This is a genomic window from Kitasatospora nipponensis (assembly GCF_039528135.1).
Lineage (GTDB): Bacteria > Actinomycetota > Actinomycetes > Streptomycetales > Streptomycetaceae > Kitasatospora > Kitasatospora nipponensis.
Map to the genome: position 1 here is coordinate 2,409 of NZ_BAAALF010000121.1, position 22,964 is coordinate 25,372.

The following is a 22,964-nucleotide window of genomic DNA, read 5'->3' on the forward strand; positions in this document are numbered from 1 at the left end:
CTCACCAGTCCCCCGTTCTGGTGAGACCGGCGCCGGCCGCCGTACCGGCCCGGCGCTCGCCCTCACCTCGGGCGTCTGCCGCCGGCTGGTTCGGGCGGCAGTATATTGACCGCGAACCAACCAACGTACGGAGCTGACACGATGGCACCTCGCGGGGATTCGGTCAACGAGGAGATGCGTCTGCGCTCCCGGCGCCGGCTGATGCTGGCCACCGTGGAACTGGTCGACCAGCGCGGATACGCCGCCACCACGCTCGCCGACATCGCCGAGCGGGCCGGCCTGGCCCGTGGCCTGGTCTCGTACTACTTCGACGGCAAACGGCTGCTCATGCAGTCGGCCACCCACCGGATGATGCACCTGCGGCTGGCCACGGCCCTGGGTGCGCTGGCGCCCGACGCCGGTGCGCCGGACCGGCTCGCCTGCGCCATCGACGCCGTGCTGAACCTGGCGCTGGAGCACCCGCGGGTGATGCGCTCGCACCTCGCGCTGATCCTCGACCCGGACAGCGGCAGCTTCGTGCAGGACCCCGAGCAGCAGCAGCTCGGCGCGATCCTGCAGGGGCTGCTGGCCGACTGGGGCGCGGACGACCCGGCGGCCGAGCACGCGGTGCTGCGCAGCGCGCTGATGGGCGGCTGCATGGGCGTCCTGCTGCCCGGCGCGCAGACGCCGCTGCCGCCGATCCGGGCCGACCTGTTCGCCCGCTACGGGCTGCCCTGGGAGCTCGGCCGGCCACCGCAGCCGCAGGCGCCGAGCCGGCCGCAGTGGATACCGGCCCGCCGGTGCGCGCCGACCGGGGCCAGGACGCCGTGACCGTCACGGCGGGCGGTGTCAGCTCTCGGCGAGGATCGAGCCGAGCAGTTCGATCGTCCGCTCCGGGGTGAGGCTGTCCACGCAGAGCCGCTCCATCACCTGGACGTAGGCGTCCACGTCGTCGCGCTTGTCGAGGTAGAGCGCGCTGGTGAGCTGCTCCAGGTAGACCACGTCGGCCAGGTCCTGTTCGGGGAAGCGCAGGATGCTGAACGCGCCGCTCTCACCGGCGTGCGCGCCGAAGCGGAACGGCATCACCTGGATCACCACGTTGGGCTGCTGCGCCACGTCGATCAGGTACTGGAGCTGGCCGCGCATCACCTTCGGGCCGCCGACCGGGCGGCGCAGCGCCGCCTCGTCGATCACCGCCCACAGGCGCGGGCCCTGACCGTCCGTCAGCAGCTTCTGCCGGCGCAGCCGCAGGCCCACCAGCCGGTCGATCTCCTCCTCGCTGAGCACCGGGCGGCTCTGCCCGAAGACCGCCCGGGCGTAGTCCTCGGACTGCAGCAGGCCGGGGATGAACTGGACCTCGTAGGTGCGGATCAGCGAGGCCGCCTCCTCCAGGCCCACGTAGGTCTGGAACCAGCCCGGCAGCACGTCGCTGAAGCTGTGCCACCAGCCGGACTTGTTGGCCTCGCGGACCAGGCCGAGCAGCGACTCGCGCTCGTCGCCGTCGTCCACGCCGTAGAGGCTGAGGAGGTCGGCGACGTCACGCTCCTTGAAGCTGACGCGGCCCAGCTCCATCCTGCTGATCTTCGACTCGGAGGCACGGATGGCGTAACCGGCGTCCTCGCGCGTGATGTTGCGGCTCTCGCGCAGCCGACGCAGCTGGGAGCCCAGGAGGATCCGGCGCACCATGGAACCGCCGCCGGGCTGCACTGTGGTCATTGCCGTGGGAACCTCCGCCTCGGGAAAACAGCGCACAGTCTGCCATCAACTGGGCGCTGACAGTGCCTGTAGTGGCAGATGGATCTATCAATTTTGCATCGGCACGTCCATCCGCACCAGCAGATGCACGTGCATCCGGCGTCTGCATATGCCAATAGTGCGACTGCACGTGAATCGACTCTTGCATCTGCCGTGAGCGCAGAGCACGATGGTGCACGTGCAGTTGCACACCCCCTAGACATTCCCGCGGGCTTCGCCGTCGACCCCACGCGCGACTCCGCACCCCTGTCGGGCCGTGGTCACTCACGGCCCCGGCCGCGGTGCGCGGATGAGTGCGGTGGCCGGTCGGGGCGCTGGCGAAGCGGCCGAGCGAGTCGGAGGTGACCGGCATGACCCCGCCGGGTCCAGCCGTGTCCGCCCCCTTATGGGAGGAGCTCTTCATGGGCACCGGTGCGGCCCTGGCCGTTGATCCTGACGTCGTGACGTGTACGCTCGCCCCCCGCTACGACGCGGTGAAGACCGCGCGTGACTTCGCCAGGACCACCCTGCAGGACTGGGGTCTGGGCGACCTCTTCGACGATGTGGCCCTGGTGGCCTCGGAGTTGGTGACCAACGCACTGCGGCACGCGATAGGCCAGCCGACCACGGCCGACCTGCCTGGCCTGCCGGGATCGGGGCGCCAGCCCTTCCCCGTCCAGGGCGGCCCCGGGCGCGGCCAGGACACCCGCGCGCAGCAGGGCGGCAGCCGGCTCCCGATCCGCATCAGCCTGGTCCACCGGGCACCCCAACTGGTCTGCGCGGTCAGCGATCCGAGCAGCGAGGGCCCGGTCACCCGGGAGGCCGACTTCGTCGCCGAGTCCGGTCGCGGACTCCATCTGGTGGACTCCTTCAGCCAGTCCTGGGGCTGGCACCCGCTGGCCGGTGCGGGCAAGGTGGTCTGGGCGCTCTTCGAGGCGGACGAACCGTCGCAGGGCGCGAGCCGGCTGGCGATCGACTCCTCGACCGCCGGGCGCCACCGGCGCTCCGCCTAGGCGCCCACCGCCGTGCACCGAACGCCGCGCCCGTGCGCGGCGTTTCGTTGTGTCCGGGGCCGGTACGGCGCGAAGCGGCGCGACGCGGACCCGCTCGACCGGGATCCGCACGACCGGCACCCGCGTGACGGGGATCCGCACGGCGCGGGCCGGCGCGACGCGGGCCGGCGCGACGCGGGCCGGCGCGGGTGGGCCCGTCGGGGCCGGGAACCGTGGCCGGACATGTCGAACGCCGTCGCGGCACTGACTCCCACGACGGCGCGTACAGGGGCCGCCCGCCCCACCGGGCGACCGGGCGGGCGATCAACCCGCCAGGTGGTCGAACTCCCCGTCCTTCACGCCGAGAAGCAACGCGGTTATCTCGTCGCGCGTGTAGATGAGTGCGGGACCGTCCGGGAACCGCGAGTTGCGCATCGCCACGGCGCCGTCCGGCAGGGCGGCGAGCTCCACGCAGTTCCCCTTGGAGTTGCTGTGCCGACTCTTCTGCCAGACCACGTCTTCGAGGTCGGTAGCCGCCATCCCGTTGTACATGTGGTGCATAGAAATCTCCCAAGAGCCTGGAGTGCTCGAACTGCTCGGCGCCCGACCGCTCCCGGCCGCCGGCCGCCTCCGGCTCGCGCGGGCAGGACAGATGCCTTACTTGTCGTGATGATAACGCTAATGCACGTGCATCGGCATGTGAGTTTGCGCGTGCATCCTCCCGAGGCCGGCGTGACGTTTCCCGCCACCCATGGGCGGATTGACGGTACGTAAGAGGACATATCACCGCGATTCGACCCGCCCGCCGCCCACTGACCGGCCCTGATGAGTGCCGGGCGAGCGCCGGCGGACCCGGCGTCGACCGCTTCGGTTGATCAACTTCGCAACGGTTCCCTCACGCTCCGTCACCTGACTGGGAGTGAGCGGGGAGTTTCGCGCCGGTTGTCCGGGTTGCGCGAGCGGGCGCGTGGGAGCGCGCACGGCGCGGTCGACCCGGTCCGGTGCGAAGGCCGCAGGTGGGGGGTGGGAGCCCCGTCGGGGCAGCCGGATGCGGAGCGATCGCGCGAATGTCCTACGATCTCCGCCATGAGCACTGCAGCCATCCCGGGCGCACCACTGCCCGTCCGCACGCCAGGCTCCCGCGCGCGGGGGCGCCATCGTCGGCCCGACCGGTCCGAGCTGCCGGCCGGCGCGCCGGGGCTCGTGCTCGCCGTGCCCGCCGAGGCGACGCCCGAGACGCTCCGTCTGGTCGACGAGATCCTCTCGATGGTCCGCGGCGAGCAGCCGGGGGTCGAGGTCGCCGCCGGCTGGCTGTCCGGCCCCGCCGAGCCCACCGGCGCCTCCGACGACGAGGGCCACGGCACCTCCGAGGAGGACCGGGCCGCCGACGGCACCTCCGACGAGGGCCGGTACGGGACGGGCCGGCCCGAGCCCGCCGCGCCGAGCGTGGCGCAGCTGGTGCTGGGCGCGGTCGAGGCCGGCCTGTCGGCGCCGGTCGTGGTCCCGCTGCTGTTCGGCCCGCACGAGTTCCTGACGGTCCTGCACAAGCTGTCCGCCGAGACCGGCGCCGTGGTCACCGACGTGCTGGGCCCGCACCCGCTGCTGGCCGAGGCCGTCCACGTGCGGCTCTCCGAGGCCGGACTGGCCCGGGCCGACCGGGCCCGGCTCTTCGCCATCACCACCGCCGCCGACGGCGTGGTGCTGACCACCGTGGGCGGTGAGGAGGCCGCGGCCGCGGCCGGGATCACCGGCGTGCTGCTGGCCGCCCGGCTGGCCGTCCCGGTGGTCGCCGCCGCACTCGACGTGCCCGGCTCGGTGGCCGCCGCCGTGGAGCACCTGCGCGCCACCGGCTCGCAGCGCCCGGCGCTGGCCCCGCTGGTGATCGGCCCCGAGGCGCCGGCCGAGCTGCTGGCCGAGGCGGGCGCGCAGACCGGCTGCCCGGCCGCCGAGGCCGTCGGCGCGTACTCGACGATCGGTCAGCTGATCGCCGGCCACTACCTGACCGCGCTGGTCCCGCTGATCGACGCGCAGGTGCTGGCCGCCCAGGCCGAGGCCGCGGCCCAGGCGCAGGCCGACGACGCGGGCGAGTGACCCCCCGACCCCGGGGTCTCCGGATCCCGGGGCCTGCTGGTCCGGTCGACGCCGGGCCGCATTCCCACCCGGCAGGCTCCCCATCCGTTGAACGGGTGGGGAGCCTGCCGCGTACAGAGGGGAGAGGCACCGGCCCCGCGGGCCCCCGCCCCCGCCCCCCCCGCCGCCCCCCGCACCGGCCCGCACCGCGCCGGTCCCCCCGTTGCAGGGTCAGGCCGTCAGGCGGGCGGTCGCCGGCGCACCGGGGGGCAGGTCGACGGTGGGCACGCTGGGCCCGACCGCGGGGGTCGCGGGCGGGGTGGCGCCGCCGGGCGCGAGGTTGCGGGTGGTGCTCTGCCCGGCGGGGCGCAGCAGCAGGCCGGTCGGCGCCGGGGCCGCGGGGTCGAGCCAGATCGCCTGGCCGTCGCCGAGGTCGCAGTCGAGCACCGCCAGGTCGTCCGGCGCGCCGTCGCGGGTGGCGGCGGCGGCCACCGCGGCCCGGCGATAGCCCGTCAGCCGGCTGCGGCTCACCGTGACCTGCTCCCCCGCCAGGACGTGACGCGCCGTCGCCACCGCGTAGTCGCTCTGCCCGGCGGCGTCGATCAGGAGCCCGTCGAAGGTGGTGCCGCGGTCGCGGCCCAGCGCGTGGATCAGCACGCCCCCGGCGGCGTTGCCGTGCAGCACGGCGGCCCGGTAGTCGAAGTCGTTGAGGTAGGCGCCGTGTTCGATGCCCCAGCCGCCGTTGTGGTAGCCGACGAAGCCGGTGACGGTGTGCTGCTGCTGGGCGTTGAGCCAGACGAAGATGCCGTCCTGCAGGTTGTTGTGGGCCAGGCAGCGCTCGAAGGTCCAGACGCCCTCGCTGTTCTCCGGCCACTCGTAGCCGCTCGCGCCGGTGGCGCCCTGCACGCCGACGGCCACGCAGTCGCGCACCGAGCCGCCGCGGCCGGCGCCGAGGCTGAAGCCGGTGAGGCGGTAGGCCCGCGGGTTGGGGTCGAGGACGGCGCGCGAGGCGACGCAGCCCTCGTAGACCAGGTCGTCGGAGGGGACCTGCGGGGTGCGGGTGTCCACCGGGCCGTCCCACCAGTAGGCGTCCTCCCAGGTGTCGTGGCTGACGCAGGCCCGGAAGGCGATGCCGTGGCTGGCGTGCGGGACGAAGGCGTGGTTGCCGGCGTCGCGGACCACCACGCCCTCCACCACGGTGCCGCGCGAGCTGTCGCCCAACTGGTGGAAGTGCAGCGCGTACCGGCCCAGCACCGGCGCGGTGACGGGGGTGTCCCCCTGCGCGGAGCGCCAGGTCTCGCCGGTCGCCGTGCGCGGCCCGAGCCAGCGCAGCGCGGCGTGCCGCAGGTCGCAGGGACGCGAGCTGGTGAGGTGGACGTGGGCGCGGCCCTGGGCGGTGCCCTCGATCCGTACGCTGCGGGTCAGGTTGAGCACCTCGGCGCCGAGCGCGGCGCCGCCGACGGTGACCAGCGGGTGCGGGTGCTCCAGCGGCGCGTCCAGCGTGACGGTGGCCCCCTGGACGGCGCGCACGGTGCGCAGGTCGTAGTGCTCGCTGAAGCCGTCCCGGTCGGGCGGCTCGGTGGGGGCCAGGGCGAGCTCGTCGCCGGGCAGCCAGCCGGCCGGGGCGGCGGCCAGCGTGACGGTGCCGTCGCCGGCTTCCAGCGGGCCGGCCGCGCGGGCCCAGGCGGTCTTCGCCGCGCCGTCCAGGCGCAGGTAGCCGGCGCCGGTGACCCACAGGCCGGTGTCGCTCGCCAGCACGGTCATGGCGCCGCCCTGGAAGCGCCGCTCGTCGACCGCGGGGAAGCGCAGGCAGTGGGTGTGCTCGCCGCCCGGGGCGAGCAGCAGGGCGCCGCGGACCTCGACGTTGCCGGTCGACTGCAGGGTCAGGTCGCGGTCGGCGGCGAAGCTGAGCGAGCCGCCGGGCTCGATCAGCAGGCCGGCGACGGTGGCGTCGGTGTCCAGCTCGACGTGGTCGGTGATCCGCACGGTCCGGTCCGGACCCGGGGGCGCGCCGCCCCAGCCGGCCGGGTCGGACCAGCGGCGCGGTGGCGCGCCGGCCGGCTGCGGTGACGGACCGCCGGGTGGGCCGGCGTGGCCCCCGGTCCGGCCTGACGCGCCACCAGATGTGGTGATATGACGCAAATCGGGCATTTTACCCAGCAGGGCGGCCCCGCCCAGGGCCCCCGCCACCGTCCCGGCGGCGAGCCAGCCCAGGATCCGCCGTCGCGCCGGATCCGCAACTCGGCGCGGCGGCGGACCCGGGTCCTTGGTCCCGTCGGCGGGCCACTCGGGCCCCTGCGACCGCGTGCGCTCGTCCATGATCGGGCCGCCTCCCCCCGGACGGGACGTCAGGTCCGCGTCCTCCTGAAGGATAGGCAATTGCCCTGTCGATGCGGGCCGTTGCCGAAATCCGACCGAAGGTAACCGGGGGCGGGCGCCGACACCCTTTCAGATGATCTCCCCGGTCGATCTTGAAGGTTCCGCAAAGGCGGTGTGATGAGCATCACAGCTGTTTGCGGATTCAACTTAACTCTGTCTAACGTGCTCCCCGTTCGTGGTCACACGGACCAAGCGCAGCCGGACGCCGAGTCCTGCCACCGGGCGTGCTTGCACTGCGGAACGCACCACGGCAGGAGCGGGGGAACCAGGTAAGCCGCCCCGGGCAGCCGGTCTTCGGACCGGCCGATCCGGAGCTAGGGGTGAAGCCGCGCTCAGCGCGGCCGGGCAACTCCAGCCCGAATCCGACAGCTCACCTCGTAGGCGTAGGAGAGGAACGCGTCTTCATGCTGCCCACCACTGGCACCCGTACGTCCCGCACCACCCGCCGTGTGATCGCCGCGACCGGCCTGGTCGGCCTCGGCCTCAGCCTCCCCTGCATCACCGCCACCACCGCCTCGGCTGCCACGGTCTCCACCTGGGACAAGGTCGCGCAGTGCGAGAGCTCCGGTGACTGGAGCATCAACACCGGCAACGGCTTCTACGGCGGCCTGCAGTTCACCGCCTCCACCTGGGCCGCGTACGGCGGCACCCAGTACGCCCCGCAGGCCAACCAGGCCACCAAGGACCAGCAGATCGCCGTCGCCGAGAAGGTGCTGGCCGACCAGGGCCCCGGCGCCTGGCCCGTCTGCTCCATCCAGGCCGGCCTGACCAAGGGCGGCCCCGCCCCGGCGATCAACCCCGGCGGTTCCTCGGCCTCCACCTCGACCGCTCCCAGCGCCCCCGCGCCGAGCGCCCCGGCCCCCAGCGCCCCCAGCGCCCCCGCGCAGAGCACCCCCGCGCAGGGCTCGGACGCCGGCAAGAGCTGGAGCCACGGCAACTGGAACCACGGCGCGCAGGGCGACCAGAGCTACACCGTGGTCGCCGGCGACTGGCTCTCCAACATCGCCAAGGCCCACCACGTGCAGGGTGGCTGGCAGAAGCTGTACGAGCTCAACAAGTCGGTCCTGACCCAGGGTCCGGACACCATCTACCCGGGTGAGCGCCTCTCGCTCGGCACCTGGTCGCAGGCGCAGGCCCCGGCCGCCGACCAGAGCGCCCCCAGCAGCGCCCCCGCCGCCCCCGTCAAGGCCGCCACCACCGCGGCCACCACCGCGGCGCCCGCGCCCGCCCAGGCCGCCTCCGGCAGCATGGCCAAGGCGATCGCCTTCGCCGAGTCCAAGGTCGGCCAGGCGTACGTCTACGGCGGCACCGGCAACGGTGGCTGGGACTGCTCGGGCCTGACCCAGGCCGCGATGGCCCAGGCCGGCATCTCCATCCCGCGGGTGGCCGCCGACCAGGCCGCCGCCAGCACCCACGTGTCGCTGTCCAACCTGCAGCCGGGCGACCTGCTCTTCTGGTCGAACAACGGCAGCAACTCGGGCGTCTACCACGTCGCCCTGTACATCGGCGACGGCCGCATGGTCGAGGCCGCCAACCCGAGCGCGGGCGTCAAGTACGAGACCCTCGCCAACTACGCGCCGGACTTCGCCGGCCGGGTCTGATCCCCGACCGCTCCCGCACGGCGGGCCCCCCCCCCCCCCCCGGGGGGGCCCCCCCCCCCACGGGGGAGGCGCCCCGCGGGCATGGTGACGACGACGGACGACGGGCATGCTGGGACCCTCGCACCCGATGAGGAGAGCCGCATGCCCCAGGTCACCGTCACGCTCGACGCCAACCTCGCGATCGACGTGATGCTGCTCAGTGGAACGAAGAGTCCACAGGACGCCGTCAACCTGATCGTCCGTGACTACCTGGCGCGGGGTCAGCGGACCGAGGCGCGCACCGGTGAGGCGGACAGCGCGCAGCGGTTGGCCCACGAGCGCCGGCCGGACACGGACGGCTGAAACCGCCAAGCCCCCGGCCAGTCGGCCGGGGGCTTGGCGGCGTTGCGGTCCTGCGGAGCTACCGGGGAGCCCTAACCACCGCGGTGCGTACGGGCGCCGGTGGAGCCGCGCATCACCAGCTCGGGCTGGAACATGAACTCGCCGCGCTGGGCGGACTGTCCGGCGACCTCCTCCAGCAGCGCGTCGACGGCCGCGGTGGCCATCGCCTCGACCGGCTGGCGCACGGTGGTCAACGGCGGCTCGGTGAAGGCGATCAGCGGCGAGTCGTCGAAGCCGACCACCGAGACGTCGCCCGGCACGGTGAGCCCGCGCTGGCGCACCGCGCGGATCGCGCCCAGCGCCATCAGGTCGCTGCCGCAGACGATCGCGGTGCAGCCGCGGTCCAGCAGGACGCCGGCCGCCGCGTGGCCGCCCTCGACGCTGAACAGCGAGTGGTGCACCAACTGCTCGACCTCCTCGGCGCTCTTGCCCAGCACCGAGCGCATCGCGGCCGTGAAGCCCTCGATCTTGCGCAGCACCGGCACGTACCGGCGCTGGCCGACCGCCAGGCCGATCCGCTCGTGGCCCAGTTCGGCCAGGTGCTGGACCGCCATCCACATCGCGGCCCGGTCGTCGGGCGAGATGAACGGCGCGGCGATCTTCTCGCTGTACCCGTTGATCAGCACGAACGGCACCTGGCGGCCGGTCAGTTTGGCGTAGCGGTCGTGGTCGGCGGTGGAGTCGGCGTGCAGGCCGGAGACGAAGACGATGCCCGCCACCCCCCGCTCGACCAGCATCTCCACCAGTTCGTCCTCGGTGGACCCGCCCGGCGTCTGGGTGCAGAGCACCGGCGTGTAGCCGTGCCGGCTGAGCACCTGCTCGATCACCTGGGCCAGCGCGGGGAAGATCGGGTTGCTCAGCTCGGGCGTGATCAGCCCGATCAGCCCGGCGCTGCGCTGGCGCAGCCGGGTGGGCCGTTCGTAGCCGAGCACGTCGAGCGCCGCCAGCACGGTCTGCCGTGTGGTGGCGGAGACGCCCGCCTTGCCGTTGAGGACGCGGCTGACGGTGGCCTCACTGACCCCCGCCTGAGCCGCGATATCCGAGAGTCGCGCCGTAGTCACGATCCCAGAGCCTATTGCAACCATCTCAGGCCGCCCACCAGCTGGTGCTGTCCGGTGCCAGCACGGTCTCGCCGTCGACCACGGTCAGGTCGGTGGAGGCCAGCAGCAGCGTGCCCGGGGCGGTGAAGCGCACCGGCTGCGCGGTGGTGTTCACCAGGCAGGTGAAGTCCTCGCGGCGGAAGGCCAGCACGCCCTCGGGGGCCGGGAGCCAGTCCACCTCGCGGCCGGCGCCCAGCGCGGCGTGCGTGCGGCGCACGGCCAGCGCGCTGCGGTAGAGCTCCAGGGTGGAGGTCGGGTCGCCGGTCTGCGCCTCGACGCTGAGCTCGGCCCACTCGGCCGGCTGCGGCAGCCAGCTCGGCCCGCCCTCGGCGGGACCGAAGCCGTAGGGCGCGCTGGTGCCGGACCACGGCAGCGGGACCCGGCAGCCGTCGCGGAAGCCGTCCTGGCCGTTGGCGCGGAAGAAGGAGGGGTCCTGGCGGACCTCGTCGGGCAGGTCCGTGACGTCGGGCAGGCCGAGTTCCTCGCCCTGGTAGAGGTAGGCCGAGCCGGGCAGCGCGAGCATCAGCAGGGTGGCCGCGCGGGCCCGGCGCAGGCCGAGCTCGCGGTCGCCGCGCTCGCGGATCTGGGTGCCGCCGGGCGGGTTGGCGAAGCGGGTGGCGTGCCGGGTGACGTCGTGGTTGGAGAGCACCCAGGTGGCCGGGGCGTCGACCGGGCGCATCGCGGCGAGCGACGAGTCGATCACCGCGCGCAGCTCGGCGGCGTCCCAGGAGGTGCCCAGGTACTGGAAGTTGAAGGCCTGGTGCAGCTCGTCGGGGCGCACGTAGTTGGCGGTCCGCTCGACGGTGGGGGTCCACGCCTCGGCCACCGCGATGCGCTGGCCCGGGTACTCCTGGAGGATCCTGCGCCAGCTGCGGTAGATCTCGTGCACGCCGTCCTGGTCGAAGAACGGCATCACGTCGTTGCCGAGCAGCTTGAGCTGGTCGTGGGTGCCGAGGTCGGGCAGGCCGGGGGCCTTCACCAGGCCGTGCGCCACGTCCACCCGGAAGCCGTCCACGCCCATGTCCAGCCAGAAGCGCAGGATCGAGCGGAACTCGTCGGCGACCGCCGGGTGGTCCCAGTCGAAGTCGGGCTGCTCGGGGGCGAACAGGTGCAGGTACCAGTCGCCCGGGGTGCCGTCCGGGTCGGTGGTGCGCGTCCAGGCCGGGCCGCCGAAGATGGACTCCCAGTCGTTGGGCGGCAGTTCGCCGTCCACGCCCTGGCCGGCCCGGAAGTGGTAGCGGTCGCGCAACGCGGATCCGGGGCCCTCGCGCAGCGCGCGCTGGAACCACTCGTGCTGGTCGGAGGAGTGGTTGGGGACCAGGTCCACGATGATCCGCAGGCCCAGCTCGTGGGCGTCGCGGATCAGGCCGTCGGCGTCCAGCAGGGTGCCGAACATCGGGTCCACCGCGCGGTAGTCGGCCACGTCGTAGCCGGCGTCGGCCTGCGGGGAGGCGTAGAACGGGGAGAGCCAGACCGCGTCGACACCCAGGTCGCGCAGGTACGGCAGGCGGCTGCGCACGCCGGGCAGGTCACCCATGCCGTCGCCGTTGGCGTCGGCGAAACTGCGCGGGTAGACCTGGTAGATGACCGCGTCCCGCCACCAGCCTCTGCCGGCGTCGGCGGCGGCCGAGGCGGCGTCGGTGGCGGTGCGGGAGGGCCGGGAGGTGTCGGCCAGGTTCTGGGTCATGTCAGGCGGATCCCTTGGGAACTAGGTGTCGTCCCGGCGGCCCGGTCGGGGCTGCCGGTGCGCGGCAACAGGCAGATTACTGTCATGAGTTGACTGTTGGTCAGGACTTGGCCGCACCCGCGGTCAGGCCGGTCACCAGGTGCCGCTGGACCAGGTAGAAGAAGACCGAGGCCGGCAGCGCGATCAGCACGGAGGTGGCGGCCATCAGGTTCCACTGGCTCTCGTACTGGCTGACGAAGCTGGTCAGACCGACCGCGAGGGTGTACTTGTCGGAGCTGAGCATGAAGGTGGAGGCGAACGGCACCTCGGCCCACGCGGTCAGGAAGGTGTAGAAGGCGGCGACCGCCAGGCCCGGGCGGGCCAGCGGCAGGATCAGCCGCCAGAAGGTGCCGAAGGGCGAGAGCCCGTCCACCCGGCCGGCCTCGTCGATCTCCACCGGGATGGTGTCGAAGTAGCCCTTGAGCAGCCAGGCGCAGTAGGGCACCACGGTGGTGGCGTAGACCAGGATCAGGCCGCCGTAGCTGTCCAGCAGGCCCAGGTCCGCCATGATGTAGTACATCGGCACGATGAGCACCGAGATGGGGAACATCTGGGTCACCAGCAGCGACCACATCAGCGGCCGCAGGCCCGGGAAGCGCATCCGGGAGACCGCGTAGCCGGTGCTCGCCGCGATCAGCACGCCGACCAGGCAGGTGCCGCCGGAGACCAGCAGCGAGTTGCCGAACCAGGTCAGGAAGTCGGTCTGGCCCAGCACCTTGCCGAAGTTGGCGAAGGTGGCCTTACCCAGGATGGCCCCGGGGTGCAGGTAGTCGTTCTTGTCCGGGCCGAGCGCGATGTAGAAGATCCAGAGCACCGGGAAGACCGCCACCAGGCTGGCCAGGATCAGCACGCCGTGCGACAGGGCGGCCGCGGTGCGGCTGCTCTCGCCGCGCCGGCGGGCGCGCGGCGTCCGGGCCGGGGCGGCCGGGGCCCGGCGCGGCGCGCGGGGTTCGGTGCCGGGGAGGTCGGTGGTCGTGCTCATCGGATGGCCCTTTCCGTTCCTACGGGTGCTGCGTGGTCAGTTGCGTGCCGGCGACGGGTGGGCCGTCACAGGACGGCCTGGTCGTTGCGCCTGAGCCAGCGCTGGTAGAAGCCGGTGAAGACGATCAGGATGGACAGCAGGATGATCCCGTAGGCCGCCGACTGCGCGTAGTCGCGCGGCTGTTGGCCGAAGCCCAGGCGGTAGGCCCAGGTCACCAGGATCTGCACGTCCGGCGCGTTCACCCCGAAGAGCAGGTAGATGATGGTGAACTGGTTGAAGGTCCAGATCACGCCGAGCAGCACCACGGTGCTGGAGACCGCGCGCAGGCCGGGCAGCGTCACGTGGCGGAAGCGCTGCCAGGGCGAGGCACCGTCCATCTCGGCCGCCTCGTAGAGCTCGGCGGGGATCGACTGCAGGCCGCCGAGCAGCGAGACCATCATGAACGGCACGCCGCACCAGGTGTTGACCAGGATCGCGGCCGCCTTCTGCGCCAGCGGGTCCTCCAGCCAGCCGGGTTGCGGCAGGTGCAGGGCGCCGAGCAGCGAGTTGACCGCGCCGCCGTCGGAGAGCATCAGGCGCCAGGAGAAGACCGTGACGAAGGTGGGCACCGCCCACGGCACGATCAGCAGCAGCCGGTAGGCGGTGCGCCCGCGCAGCTTCTGGTTGAGCAGCATCGCCAGGCCCAGGCCCAGGCCGTAGTGCAGCGCGACGCAGAGAACCGTCCACACCACGGTCCAGCCGAAGTGGGACCAGAACCGGTCGTAGGACCCGGCGCCGAAGAGGATGTCGGAGTAGTTCTGCAGCCCGACGAACTTGAAGGTGTCGGGGATGTGGTTGACCCCGACGGTGTGGCCGACGTTGAGGCTGTTGGCGTCGGTGAGGGTCAGGTAGACGCCCCGGCCCAGCGGGTAGGCCACCAGCCCGCCCAGCACCAGCACCACCGGCGCGGCCATCGCGTAGGCGTACCAGTGCTTGGCGTAGGAGAGCTTCAGGCGCTGCACCAGGCCGGGACGCGGTTCGCGGTCGCGGCCGCCCTTGCGGGCCGCACCCTGCACGGCGACTGTCATGGGTTCGACACCTTCTCGAGAGGTCCCGCCGGCTCGGCTGCGGCGGCTGTTGCTGGGTCGGCGTGACGCCGGGTCGGCGGGTGGCCGGGTCGGCGCCGGGGCGCCACGGGCTGTGCCGATCGGCCCGCCCCCCGTGGCGGGCCGATCGGCGCGGCGTCCTACTTCGCGAAGTCCGGCAGCAGCTTGGCGTAGTCGGTCGCGACCGAGTCCAGACCGGCCTGGGTGCTCTCCTGGCCCTGCAGGATCTTCGCCAGGTTGGTGCCGCTGGAGGTGAAGAGCGAGCTGTACTCCGGCAGTTCGGGGCGCGGCTTGGCGGCGGGCAGGATCGCCTGGAAGCCGGCGATGCCCGGGTCGGCCTTCACCGCGGCGGTGTAGGCGTCGGAGCGGGTCGGCAGGGTCGAGTTCTTCTGCGCGATGGTGGCCTGGCTGTCGGCCGAGGTCATGAAGGCGGCGAACTTCTCGGCGGCGGCCTGGTGGGCGGCGTCCGAGCCGGCGTAGACGGCGATGTTGTGGCCGCCGGTGGGGGCGCCGGCCTTGCCGGAGGAGCCGGCCGGGACGGCGGCGATGCCCAGGTTCGTCTTGTCGGCGAAGGCCGAGCCCTTGTAGATGTTGGTGATCTCCCACGGCCCGTTGATCACCGCGGCCACCTTGCCGCTGCCGAAGGCGTCCATCATGTGGGCGTAGCCGTCCGAGGTCAGGTCGGCCTTGACGGTGCCGGGCGCGGTGAAGAGGCTCTTGTAGGTCTCCACGGCCGCGGCGGCCTGCGGCGAGTTGATGGTGATCTTCTTGCCCGCGGCGTCCACCATGTCGGTGCCCTCGCCGAAGAGCAGCGGCATCGCGAAGTAGCCGTCGCCGGCCCGCATCCAGAAGCCGTCCACGCCGGCCTTGTCCTTGAGCGCGGCGGCGTCGGCCTTCAGCTCGTCCCAGCTGGTGGGGGCGGCGGCTATGCCGGCCTTGGCGAAGAGCGCCTTGTTGTAGAGCAGGCCCAGGGTGTCGGTGACCAGCGGCACGCCGTAGGTCTTGCCCTGGTAGGTGGCCTGCTTGATCAGGCTGGGCTGGAAGGCGGAGACGTCAGCCAGCGCGGCGGTGCCGTCCAGCGGGGTCAGGTAACCGGCCTTGGCGAAGGCGGCGGTCCAGCCGACCTCGGAGCGGAAGACGTCCGGCGCGCCCTTGCTGCTCATGGCGGTCTGCAGCTTGTTCTGTGCCTGGTCGAACGGCACGTTGACGAAGGTCACCTTGATGTTCGGGTTGGCAGCCTCGAACTTGGTGGCCAGCTCCTGGTAGGTGGGGGCCTCGTTGGTGGCGTTGGAGGTGTCCCAGTAGGTGATGGTCACCGGGCCCGAAGCCGAGCTGGACGAGCCGGAGCCGCTGCTGCCACAGGCTGCAAGAGAAACCGCAAGGGCCGCAACGAGGGCGGAGGCCGCGATGCCACGCCGCATGAGAACTCCTAGGAAAAGGGTGGGGGGGGTGAGTGCCCGCACTCGGGGGAAGGGAGCGCATACTGGCTCCCGGCGCCGACCGCACCTGGCGCCGCCGGCGGGCTTGAGCAGGAACGTAACAGTGGCGCCGGGCGAGTGAAAGCTCTTGCAGCAACTTTCTGCAAGTTGCAGGGGATCGTTACATCCACGTGTCTTGAGGGTTGCGGTTTCTTTGTGTTCCGGCGTCGCGCTCCGGGCGGCCACGAGGCCGGCGGTCCTTGACAGCACCGGGGGGCTGGCCATGGGATTGGTCTCGTCCGCCCCCACCCCACGGGCGGGCTCGCCCTGGCCGGCGCAGTCCGGGGCGGCCAGTCGCTCAGGAGGCGCAGATGGCGTTCTACCGCACCGTGGGCTCGGTGCCGCCCAAGAGGCACACCCAGCACCGCAACGAGGCCGGCGGCCTCTACTACGAGGAGCTGATGGGTGAGGAGGGCTTCACCTCCGACTCCTCGCTGCTCTACCACCGCGCCATCCCCTCCGCCCTGGTGGACAGCCGGATCTGGGCGCTGCCCGAGGGCAAGCCCGAGCCGAACCACCCGCTCAAGCCCTTCCACTTCAAGCTGCACGACCTCTTCCCGGGCGAGCAGTGGCGCGGGACGGACGCCGTGCGCGGGCGCCGGGTGGTGCTCGCCAACGCCGACGTGCGGATCGCCTACGCGGCCTGCGGGCAGCCCTCGCCGCTGTACCGCAACGCCATAGGCGACGAGTGCGTCTACGTGGAGTCCGGCACCGGCACGGTCGAGACGGTCTTCGGCACGCTGGAGGTCGGCCAGGGCGACTACGTGATCCTGCCGCGGGCCACCACCCACCGCTGGGTGCCCTCGGGTGACCGACCACTGCGGCTGTACGCGATCGAGGCCAACAGCCACATCACCCCCGCCCGGCGCTACCTCTCCAAGTACGGGCAGCTGCTCGAGCACGCGCCGTTCTGCGAGCGCGACCTGCGCGGTCCCCTCGGTCCGCTGCTGGTCGAGGCCGACGGCGACACCGAGGTCTACGTCAAGCACCGCGGCAACGGCTCCTCGGGCGTGGTCGGGACGGTCCTGGTCACCCCGACCCACCCCTTCGACGTGGTCGGCTGGGACGGCTGCCTCTACCCGTACGCCTTCAACATCGGCGACTACGAGCCGATCACCGGCCGGATCCACCAGCCGCCGCCGGCGCACCAGGTCTTCGAGGGCCACAACTTCGTGATCTGCAACTTCGTGCCGCGCAAGGTGGACTACCACCCGCTGTCGATCCCGGTGCCGTATTACCACGCCAACGTGGACAGCGACGAGGTGATGTTCTACTGCGGTGGCGACTACGAGGCCCGCAAGGGCTCGGGCATCGGCCAGGGCTCGGTCTCGCTGCACCCCGGCGGGCACACCCACGGCCCGCAGCCGGGCGCCTACGAGCGCTCGATCGGCGCCGAGTTCTTCGACGAGCTCGCGGTGATGGTGGACACCTTCCGTCCGCTGGAGGTCGCCGAGGGCGGCCGGGCCACCGATGACGGAGCGTACGCGTGGAGTTGGAGCGGGCGCGGCCCGCAGGACGGTGGCGACGAGAAGTGACGGCCCTCCAGAGCTGGGTCCCGGTCCCCGCGGACTCGGACTTCCCGGTGCAGAACCTGCCCTACGGCGTCTTCACGCCGGCGCGCGCGCACAGCCCGCGGGTGGGGGTGGCGATCGGCGAGCACGTGCTGGACCTGTCGGCGATCTGGGCCGGCACCCCGCTCGGCGCCGATCTGGCCACCGGCTCGCTCAACCGCTTCCTGCGGCGCGGCCCGGTCGAGTGGGCCTACGTGCGCGAGCGGGTCACCGCGCTGCTCACCACCGAGGACGAGCGCGCCCTGGTGGAGGCCAACCTGCACCGGATCGACGAGGTGAGGCTGCACCTGCCCGTCGAGGTCGCCGACTACGTCGACTTCTACGCCTCCGAGGAGCACGCCACCAACCTGGGCGAGATGTTCCGCCCCGGCGGCGAGGCGCTGCTGCCCAACTGGAAGCACCTGCCGGTCGGCTACCACGGCCGCTCCGGCACCGTGGTGGTCTCCGGCACCGAGATCCGCCGCCCCGGCGGCCAGCGCAAGGGCCCGCAGGACCCGGCGCCGGTCTTCGGCGCCTCGGTGAAGCTCGACATCGAGGCGGAGGTCGGCTTCGTGGTCGGCGCGGGCTCGGCGATGGGCGAGCCGGTCGCCGTGGACGACTTCGCCCGGCACGTCTTCGGCGCGGTGCTGCTCAACGACTGGAGCGCGCGCGACATCCAGGCCTGGGAGTACGTGCCGCTCGGCCCGTTCCTGGGCAAGTCCTTCGCCACCTCCATCTCGGCCTGGGTGGTCCCGCTGGCCGCGCTGGAGGCGGCCCGGGTGGCCACCCCCGTCCAGCAGCCCGAGCCGCTGCCGTACCTGGTGGAGAAGGAGCCCTGGGGCCTGGACCTGGCCATCGAGGTGCGGCTCAACGACGCGGTCGTCTCCCGGCCGCCGTTCGCCGGCATGTACTGGTCGCCGGCCCAGATGATGGCGCACACCACGGTCAACGGCGCCAGCCTGCGCACCGGTGACCTGTACGGCTCCGGCACGTGCTCGGGTCCCGCGGCCGACCAGCGCGGCTCGCTGATCGAGCTGACCTGGAACGGCCGCGACCCGCTGACCCTGCCGGACGGCTCCACCCGGACCTTCCTGGAGGACGGCGACAGCGTCACGCTGCGCGCCTCGGCGCCCGGCGCCGACGGGGTGCGGATCGGCTTCGGCGAGGTCACCGGCACCGTCCGGGGCTGATCGCGCACGGCTCGGGGGCCGTCCACGCCGGTTGGGCGCGGACGGCCCCCGAGCCGTGTCAGCGGGAGCGCGTCAGGAGACGGTGAGCGCGGTGTCGTCCAGCACGAACGAGGTCTGCTTGGTGTTGTCCTCGGCGCCGGTGAACTTCAGCGTGACGCTCTGCCCGGCGTAGGCCGCCAGGTTGAAGCTGTGCTGCTGGTAGCCGCCGGCGGCGTTGGTGTTGGAGTAGGTCGCCAGGGTGGCGAGCACGGTGCCCGCACTGTTGAGCACCTGCACCTTGAGGGTGTCGAAGACCGTGGTGGTGCTGGCGGCGCTGTCGATGTGCAGCCAGAAGCTGAAGTTGGCGTTGGCGCAGCCGCTGGGCACGGTCACCGTCTGGGCGAGCGTGTCGGTGGTGGTGGTGCCGTAGCCGTCCAGCCAGGCGACGTAGCTGCCGGAGTGGGCCGGCTCGCTGGAGCCGCTGTAGAGGGTGCTACCGCCGCTGGTGCTGGTCTCCACCCAGGGCGAGGCGGTGCCGGTCTCGAAGCCGGGGTTGCCCAGCAGCTGGCCGGCGGTGCAACCGCCGCCGCCCGAGGTCGACACGGTCCAGGTGAAGGTGGCCGAGCCGCTGGGGCCGGTGGAGTCGGTGGCGGTGACCGTCACGCCGGCGGATCCGGCGGCGGTCGGGGTGCCGCTGATCAGCCCGGTGGCGGAGTTGAGGGAGAGTCCGGCCGGCAGGCCGGTGGCCGACCAGGAGAGCGTGCCGCCGGCCGTGTCGCTCGCGCTGAGCTGCAGGCTGGTGGCGCTGCCGACGGTGGCGGTGCGGGCGCCGGGGTTGCTGACCGTCACGCCGCCGGTGCTGGTGCCGCCGCTGCCGGCGAGCCAGTCGGTGGCGTTCAGGGCGAGCGCGGCGTCGGTGCCGGCCGGGTCGTCCCAGCCGTCGTAGAGGGTGTTGCCGCTCTGGCCGGTGCCGTCGTCGATGGTGGAGCTGTCGCCCCAGATGGCCACCTTGCCCTGGCCGAAGCTGCTGGTGACGAAGAAGGCGCCGGTGTTCCCGCTGGAGCCGGTGCGGTAGACGATGCCCTTGACCGCCGGGTTGTCGGCCGGCTTGAGGGTGAAGGTGGTCCCGTTGCGCAGGATGCTGCCGGTCACCGTGCCGAACGGGCCGTGCAGCACCGGGTCGGTGGGGTCGTTGACGGCGCGCGGGTTGTCGGTGGTGATGTTGAGCAGGTCGACCGAGAAGCCGAACGGGTCGGTGTTGTCGACGCCGTTGCTGGTCAGCAGGTCGTTGATGATGGCCGGCGAGTCCCAGCCGTCGTTGTTGCGGTCGCTCTGGGTGTGGTCGGAGATCAGGAAGAGCCCGCCGCCGTTCTGCACGAACGTCATCACGGCGGTCTTCTCGGACGCGCTGAGCCGGATGTTCGGCTCGGGCAGCACGAACTCGTCGAAGTTGGCGAGGTCCAGCGCGCCGCCGGTGCCGTAGGTGATGGTCGAGCCGCTCGGCAGCGTCTTCAGGCTGTAGTTGCCGGTCTTCTGCAGGGCCACGCCCCAGGCGGAGATCGCGCCGGTCCAGTCCGTCTCGGACTGCGGGTTGGCGTTCTGCACGGTGGGGTCGGGCTGGCTGGTGCCGATGATCCAGTCGGCGTTCCCGGCGGTCTCGGCCTTGCTGTTGTCGAAGAGCACGCGGTGCTTGGCACTCGCGGCCGGGGCGGCGGCCTGGGGGGCGGCGGCCGCGGCGGCGTGCGGGTCGGCGGCGGGCTGGGCTCCGGCGGGGTGGCCGGCAGCCATCGTGGCGAGCGAGGCCAGCAGCGCGGCGGCGGCCAGGCCGGCCGTTCCGCGAGCGCCCTTGCGAGAGGTGATCATCCGTCAGACTCCTCGTGCGTGGGGAACAGAGGGCAGTGCTACGCGCGTAGGCGAACTGCCGAGTAGCAGCATGGGGGTCGCCTGCGTCGTGTTCCACCATGGTCGGGCAACGTGTTCTTGAACGGAACACGTCGAACTGACGCAACCTCATCCATCCGGGTGAGAGTCGGAAGATTTGCATATCCGTAACATCACCCGACCAGCCTCATGGCCTACCGTTGTCGGCACACCGACAACCGGCGTGCGGCGCCGACCCCCCTCACTCGGCCGCCGATCCCCCACCCCCACAAGGGAGTTGACATGCCCGCAGCTCGTCGTGCCCTGGCCGTCTCGGCCGCCCTGGTCGCTGTCCTCGGCAGTGCCCCCACCCTCGCCACGGCCGCGCCCACCCTGCTCCAGGCCCCGATCAGCACGGTGGGGCCGCACCTGGTCGGCCCGCACGGCGGCGGCATCGCCAACAGCACCAGTGGCAACTGGTCCGGCTACGCCGCGACCGGCGGCACCTTCACCAGCGTCAGCGCCAGCTGGGTCCAGCCGACCGGCACCTGCACCAGCGCCACCACCTACTCCAGCTTCTGGGTGGGCATCGACGGCGACGGCAGCAACTCGGTCGAGCAGACCGGCAGCGAGGTGGACTGCTCCAGCGGCTCCCCGCAGTACTACTCCTGGTACGAGATGTACCCGGCCTACCCGGTGAACTTCAGCGACACCGTGCGCCCGGGCGACCACTTCACCGCCAGCGTCACCACCAACGGCAGCGGCTCGTTCACCCTCAAGCTCTCGGACACCACCCGGGGCTGGAGCCACACCGTCAACAAGACCCTGAAGAACGCCGCGCTCGCCTCGGCCGAGGTCATCGCCGAAGCGCCCTCCAGCAACACCGGCACGCTGCCGCTGACCAGGTTCGGCACGGTCAACTTCACCGCCGCCAGCGCCAACGGCCAGCCGATCGGCAACTTCTCCCCCGACAACATCACCATGGCCACCGGCAGCACCACCAAGGCCACCACCTCCGGCCTCTCCGGTGGCAACGCCTTCTCGGTGACCTGGAAGCACAGCTGACACCCCGTTCGGCCCAAGAGCGGCGCGGGACGTCGACCCTACCGACGTCCCGCGCCCGCACGAAGCCCGGGTGACTCCTTTGCGGGTGCGATGGCGTGGAGGGGTGCGGGGCCGTCAGACCGGTACGGCGGCGGGCTGGTTCATCAGGTGGTCGATCAGGGCGAGCAGCACGTCCCGCCCGAAGGGCCGCGAGCGCACGTCGCCGATCAGCAGCGGCACCTGGGCATCGAGGTCCAGGGCGCTGCGGATCTCCTCGGCCCCGCGGGTGTTGACCCCGTCGAAGCAGTTGATCGCCACCACGAACGGGATGCCGCGGCTCTCGTAGAAGTCGATCGAGGCGAAGCTGGAGTCCAGCCGCCGGGTGTCGGCGATCACCACGCCGCCGAGCACGCCGTTGACCAGGTCGTTCCACATGAACCAGAAGCGCTCCTGGCCCGGGGTCCCGAACAGGTAGACCACCAGCTCGGGGCTGACGGTGATCCGGCCGAAGTCCAGCGCCACCGTGGTGGTCTCCTTGGCGTCGACCCCGTCCAGGAAGTCCACCCCGATGCCGGCCCGGGTCAGGTACTCCTCGGTGCGCAGCGGCGCGACCTCGCTCACCGAGCCGACCAGGGTGGTCTTGCCGACGCCGAAGCCGCCCGCGATCAGGATCTTCACGGCGGCCGGGGCCGCCTGGCTGCTTGTCATCTCGCCGTCATCCCTCCGCACTCTCAGAGTCTTCGCAGTCCGTCACGGACCGCGGCCAGCAGGCCCAGGTCCACGCCCCCGCTCGCGCCGGCCACCGCGAGCGGGGCACGGGCGGTGAGCAGGCCCTGGGCGATCAGGTCACCGAGCAGGATCTTGGTGACCGAGACCGGCAGGTCCAGGTCGGCCGCCAGTTCGGCGACGGCCGCGGGGTGCTCGCAGCGCGCCAGGATCACCCGGTGCTCGGGCTGCAGGGCGCGCCGGGACGGCTGCGGCTCGCCCTCGGCGGGCCGCACCGTCGTCAGCACGGTGATCAGGGTCAGGTCGTCGCGCTCGGGTGCGGTGCGCCCGCGGGTGATGGTGTACGGGCGGACCATCGAGTCCGCGCCGTCCTCCTCGGTGGCCGCGCGCTCCTGCTCGGCCCAGCGCGGTGTCACCCGGTGCTCCGGATCGCGGTGCCCAGCTTCTGCCCGACCTGCTGGACCAGCGTGTGCATGGCCACCGACATCACCTCGGCGTCCACCTCCTGGGAGGCGATCACCGCCAGGTGGGTGCCCTGGCCGGCCGCGGTGACGAAGAGCCAGAGCTCGGCGAGCTCCACGATCACCTGGTGCACCTGGCCGCCGTCGAAGAGCCGGCCCACGCCCCGCGCCAGGCTCTGCTGGCCGGTGGCCACCGCGGCCAGCCGCTCGGCGTCGTCGCGCTCGATGGAGCTCGACCGGCTGACCAGCAGGCCGTCGTCGGAGAGCAGCACGGCGTGCCGGGTGCCGGCCACCGAGGCGACGAGTCCGTCCAGTAGCCAGTCCAGGTCCTGGTGGGTGGCGGTGGTGCGCGTCATTGCTCGTTCTCCGGGGTGGGGATGAGGGTGATCTCGGTGGTCTCGTCACCCAGGCGGGCGGCCCGGGACTGGCGCTGGAAGGCGCCGATGGCGGCGCCGGCCCGGGTCCGGGAGCCGGTGCGCCGGGGCAGCGGGGCGGGCCCGTCGGGGTCGTCGGGGGCGGGCGGGTCGGCGGGCCCGTCGGGAGTGCGCAGCTCGGCGACCAGGCTGGCCTGCCGGACCCGGCGCGGCAGCGGGGCCTCGTCGGGGAGGGTGGGGTGCGGCTGCTCCGCGGAGCCGGCCGGCCGGGCC

The 22,964-nt window shown here is 72.5% G+C and carries 20 protein-coding genes, 1 pseudogene and 1 riboswitch; of the genes and pseudogenes, 8 read left to right on the plus strand and 13 right to left on the minus strand.

The annotated features are described in order from the left end of the window. Positions 1 to 141: 141 nt before the first annotated feature. Positions 142 to 810, plus strand: a complete 669-nt coding sequence (locus ABD323_RS27155) for a TetR/AcrR family transcriptional regulator (RefSeq protein ID WP_344444611.1) — start codon at positions 142 to 144, stop codon at positions 808 to 810. Between the two features lie 18 nt (positions 811 to 828). Here ABD323_RS27155 and ABD323_RS27160 read toward each other — a convergent pair whose 3' ends face one another. Beyond that, positions 829 to 1,695: a helix-turn-helix domain-containing protein gene (locus ABD323_RS27160; protein ID WP_344444612.1), complete on the minus strand. Its 867-nt coding sequence runs from the start codon at positions 1,693 to 1,695 to the stop codon at positions 829 to 831. A gap of 440 nt (positions 1,696 to 2,135) precedes the next feature. On the opposite strand from ABD323_RS27160, the gene ABD323_RS27165 reads away from it, so the two are divergent. Next, the gene (locus ABD323_RS27165) at positions 2,136 to 2,726 is read left to right on the plus strand and encodes an ATP-binding protein (RefSeq protein ID WP_344444630.1); all 591 of its coding nucleotides are present in this window, start codon (positions 2,136 to 2,138) and stop codon (positions 2,724 to 2,726) included. 303 nt (positions 2,727 to 3,029) lie between these two features. On the opposite strand, the gene ABD323_RS27170 is transcribed toward ABD323_RS27165, so the two are convergent. After that, complete coding sequence (locus ABD323_RS27170) at positions 3,030 to 3,266, minus strand: DUF397 domain-containing protein (protein WP_344444613.1); 237 nt, start codon at positions 3,264 to 3,266, stop codon at positions 3,030 to 3,032. A gap of 525 nt (positions 3,267 to 3,791) precedes the next feature. Here ABD323_RS27170 and ABD323_RS27175 point away from each other — a divergent pair. Beyond that, complete coding sequence (locus ABD323_RS27175; protein ID WP_344444614.1) at positions 3,792 to 4,796, plus strand: sirohydrochlorin chelatase family protein; 1,005 nt, start codon at positions 3,792 to 3,794, stop codon at positions 4,794 to 4,796. Positions 4,797 to 5,006: 210 nt separating this feature from the next. Here ABD323_RS27175 and ABD323_RS27180 read toward each other — a convergent pair whose 3' ends face one another. After that, complete coding sequence (locus ABD323_RS27180) at positions 5,007 to 6,761, minus strand: hypothetical protein (protein ID WP_344444615.1); 1,755 nt, start codon at positions 6,759 to 6,761, stop codon at positions 5,007 to 5,009. A gap of 617 nt (positions 6,762 to 7,378) precedes the next feature. Further along, positions 7,379 to 7,551: riboswitch (cyclic di-AMP (ydaO/yuaA leader) on the plus strand. 7 nt (positions 7,552 to 7,558) lie between these two features. Here ABD323_RS27180 and ABD323_RS27185 point away from each other — a divergent pair. Together ABD323_RS27185 and ABD323_RS27190 are read left to right on the plus strand one after the other, a co-directional pair. Beyond that, entirely contained in the window at positions 7,559 to 8,755 is a 1,197-nt protein-coding gene (locus ABD323_RS27185) for a transglycosylase family protein (protein ID WP_344444616.1), read from the plus strand. A 141-nt stretch (positions 8,756 to 8,896) separates the two neighbouring features. Further along, positions 8,897 to 9,097: a hypothetical protein gene (locus ABD323_RS27190; RefSeq protein ID WP_344444618.1), complete on the plus strand. Its 201-nt coding sequence runs from the start codon at positions 8,897 to 8,899 to the stop codon at positions 9,095 to 9,097. A gap of 71 nt (positions 9,098 to 9,168) precedes the next feature. On the opposite strand, the gene ABD323_RS27195 is transcribed toward ABD323_RS27190, so the two are convergent. The 5 genes from ABD323_RS27195 to ABD323_RS27215 form a co-directional block, all read right to left on the minus strand. Further along, on the minus strand, positions 9,169 to 10,221 hold the full coding sequence (locus ABD323_RS27195; protein ID WP_344444619.1) for a LacI family DNA-binding transcriptional regulator: 1,053 nt from the start codon (positions 10,219 to 10,221) through the stop codon (positions 9,169 to 9,171). A gap of 1 nt (position 10,222) precedes the next feature. Beyond that, positions 10,223 to 11,923: a glycoside hydrolase family 13 protein gene (locus ABD323_RS27200; RefSeq protein ID WP_344444620.1), complete on the minus strand. Its 1,701-nt coding sequence runs from the start codon at positions 11,921 to 11,923 to the stop codon at positions 10,223 to 10,225. Between the two features lie 100 nt (positions 11,924 to 12,023). Beyond that, positions 12,024 to 12,944 (minus strand): sugar ABC transporter permease, encoded by a 921-nt coding sequence (locus tag ABD323_RS27205; RefSeq protein WP_344444621.1) that lies wholly within the window; start codon positions 12,942 to 12,944, stop codon positions 12,024 to 12,026. 65 nt (positions 12,945 to 13,009) lie between these two features. Continuing rightward, positions 13,010 to 14,011: a carbohydrate ABC transporter permease gene (locus ABD323_RS27210; RefSeq protein ID WP_344444622.1), complete on the minus strand. Its 1,002-nt coding sequence runs from the start codon at positions 14,009 to 14,011 to the stop codon at positions 13,010 to 13,012. Between the two features lie 158 nt (positions 14,012 to 14,169). Further along, complete coding sequence (locus ABD323_RS27215; protein ID WP_344444623.1) at positions 14,170 to 15,450, minus strand: extracellular solute-binding protein; 1,281 nt, start codon at positions 15,448 to 15,450, stop codon at positions 14,170 to 14,172. A gap of 368 nt (positions 15,451 to 15,818) precedes the next feature. Between ABD323_RS27215 and ABD323_RS27220 the strand changes: the two genes are divergently transcribed. Both ABD323_RS27220 and fahA read left to right on the plus strand, forming a co-directional pair. Beyond that, positions 15,819 to 17,042 (plus strand): homogentisate 1,2-dioxygenase, encoded by a 1,224-nt coding sequence (locus ABD323_RS27220; RefSeq protein WP_344444624.1) that lies wholly within the window; start codon positions 15,819 to 15,821, stop codon positions 17,040 to 17,042. Continuing rightward, complete coding sequence (fahA, locus tag ABD323_RS27225) at positions 17,039 to 18,247, plus strand: fumarylacetoacetase (RefSeq protein ID WP_344444625.1); 1,209 nt, start codon at positions 17,039 to 17,041, stop codon at positions 18,245 to 18,247. The genes ABD323_RS27220 and fahA overlap by 4 nt, the downstream gene beginning before the upstream one ends. A gap of 72 nt (positions 18,248 to 18,319) precedes the next feature. Here fahA and ABD323_RS27230 read toward each other — a convergent pair whose 3' ends face one another. Further along, positions 18,320 to 20,089 (minus strand): putative Ig domain-containing protein, encoded by a 1,770-nt coding sequence (locus ABD323_RS27230; RefSeq protein WP_344444626.1) that lies wholly within the window; start codon positions 20,087 to 20,089, stop codon positions 18,320 to 18,322. Between the two features lie 300 nt (positions 20,090 to 20,389). On the opposite strand from ABD323_RS27230, the gene ABD323_RS27235 reads away from it, so the two are divergent. Further along, positions 20,390 to 21,151 (plus strand): G1 family glutamic endopeptidase, encoded by a 762-nt coding sequence (locus ABD323_RS27235; RefSeq protein ID WP_344444627.1) that lies wholly within the window; start codon positions 20,390 to 20,392, stop codon positions 21,149 to 21,151. A 114-nt stretch (positions 21,152 to 21,265) separates the two neighbouring features. On the opposite strand, the gene ABD323_RS27240 is transcribed toward ABD323_RS27235, so the two are convergent. The 4 genes and pseudogenes from ABD323_RS27240 to ABD323_RS27255 all read right to left on the minus strand — a co-directional run. After that, a complete protein-coding gene (locus tag ABD323_RS27240) occupies positions 21,266 to 21,838 on the minus strand; it encodes a GTP-binding protein (protein WP_344444628.1) in 573 nt (190 codons plus the stop codon). 23 nt (positions 21,839 to 21,861) lie between these two features. After that, positions 21,862 to 22,212, minus strand: a complete 351-nt coding sequence (locus ABD323_RS27245) for a DUF742 domain-containing protein (protein WP_344444631.1) — start codon at positions 22,210 to 22,212, stop codon at positions 21,862 to 21,864. Positions 22,213 to 22,268: 56 nt separating this feature from the next. Further along, entirely contained in the window at positions 22,269 to 22,673 is a 405-nt protein-coding gene (locus ABD323_RS27250) for a roadblock/LC7 domain-containing protein (RefSeq protein WP_344444629.1), read from the minus strand. Continuing rightward, positions 22,670 to 22,964: pseudogene (locus ABD323_RS27255) on the minus strand (hypothetical protein); the annotation flags it as partial. The pseudogene ABD323_RS27255 and the gene ABD323_RS27250, both read right to left, overlap by 4 nt.

Coding starts and splice junctions, on each gene's coding strand:
- ABD323_RS27215 (WP_344444623.1), bottom strand. CDS start 15,450: ATGCGGCGTGGCATCGCGGCCTCCGCCCTCGTTGCGGCCCTTGCGGTT.
- ABD323_RS27245 (WP_344444631.1), bottom strand. CDS start 22,212: ATGGTCCGCCCGTACACCATCACCCGCGGGCGCACCGCACCCGAGCGC.
- ABD323_RS27160 (WP_344444612.1), bottom strand. CDS start 1,695: ATGACCACAGTGCAGCCCGGCGGCGGTTCCATGGTGCGCCGGATCCTC.
- ABD323_RS27195 (WP_344444619.1), bottom strand. CDS start 10,221: ATGGTTGCAATAGGCTCTGGGATCGTGACTACGGCGCGACTCTCGGAT.
- ABD323_RS27170 (WP_344444613.1), bottom strand. CDS start 3,266: ATGCACCACATGTACAACGGGATGGCGGCTACCGACCTCGAAGACGTG.
- ABD323_RS27175 (WP_344444614.1), top strand. CDS start 3,792: ATGAGCACTGCAGCCATCCCGGGCGCACCACTGCCCGTCCGCACGCCA.
- ABD323_RS27190 (WP_344444618.1), top strand. CDS start 8,897: ATGCCCCAGGTCACCGTCACGCTCGACGCCAACCTCGCGATCGACGTG.
- ABD323_RS27235 (WP_344444627.1), top strand. CDS start 20,390: ATGCCCGCAGCTCGTCGTGCCCTGGCCGTCTCGGCCGCCCTGGTCGCT.
- ABD323_RS27250 (WP_344444629.1), bottom strand. CDS start 22,673: ATGACGCGCACCACCGCCACCCACCAGGACCTGGACTGGCTACTGGAC.
- ABD323_RS27220 (WP_344444624.1), top strand. CDS start 15,819: ATGGCGTTCTACCGCACCGTGGGCTCGGTGCCGCCCAAGAGGCACACC.
- ABD323_RS27200 (WP_344444620.1), bottom strand. CDS start 11,923: ATGACCCAGAACCTGGCCGACACCTCCCGGCCCTCCCGCACCGCCACC.
- ABD323_RS27185 (WP_344444616.1), top strand. CDS start 7,559: ATGCTGCCCACCACTGGCACCCGTACGTCCCGCACCACCCGCCGTGTG.
- ABD323_RS27165 (WP_344444630.1), top strand. CDS start 2,136: ATGGGCACCGGTGCGGCCCTGGCCGTTGATCCTGACGTCGTGACGTGT.
- ABD323_RS27230 (WP_344444626.1), bottom strand. CDS start 20,089: ATGATCACCTCTCGCAAGGGCGCTCGCGGAACGGCCGGCCTGGCCGCC.
- ABD323_RS27155 (WP_344444611.1), top strand. CDS start 142: ATGGCACCTCGCGGGGATTCGGTCAACGAGGAGATGCGTCTGCGCTCC.
- ABD323_RS27205 (WP_344444621.1), bottom strand. CDS start 12,944: ATGAGCACGACCACCGACCTCCCCGGCACCGAACCCCGCGCGCCGCGC.
- ABD323_RS27240 (WP_344444628.1), bottom strand. CDS start 21,838: ATGACAAGCAGCCAGGCGGCCCCGGCCGCCGTGAAGATCCTGATCGCG.
- ABD323_RS27210 (WP_344444622.1), bottom strand. CDS start 14,011: ATGACAGTCGCCGTGCAGGGTGCGGCCCGCAAGGGCGGCCGCGACCGC.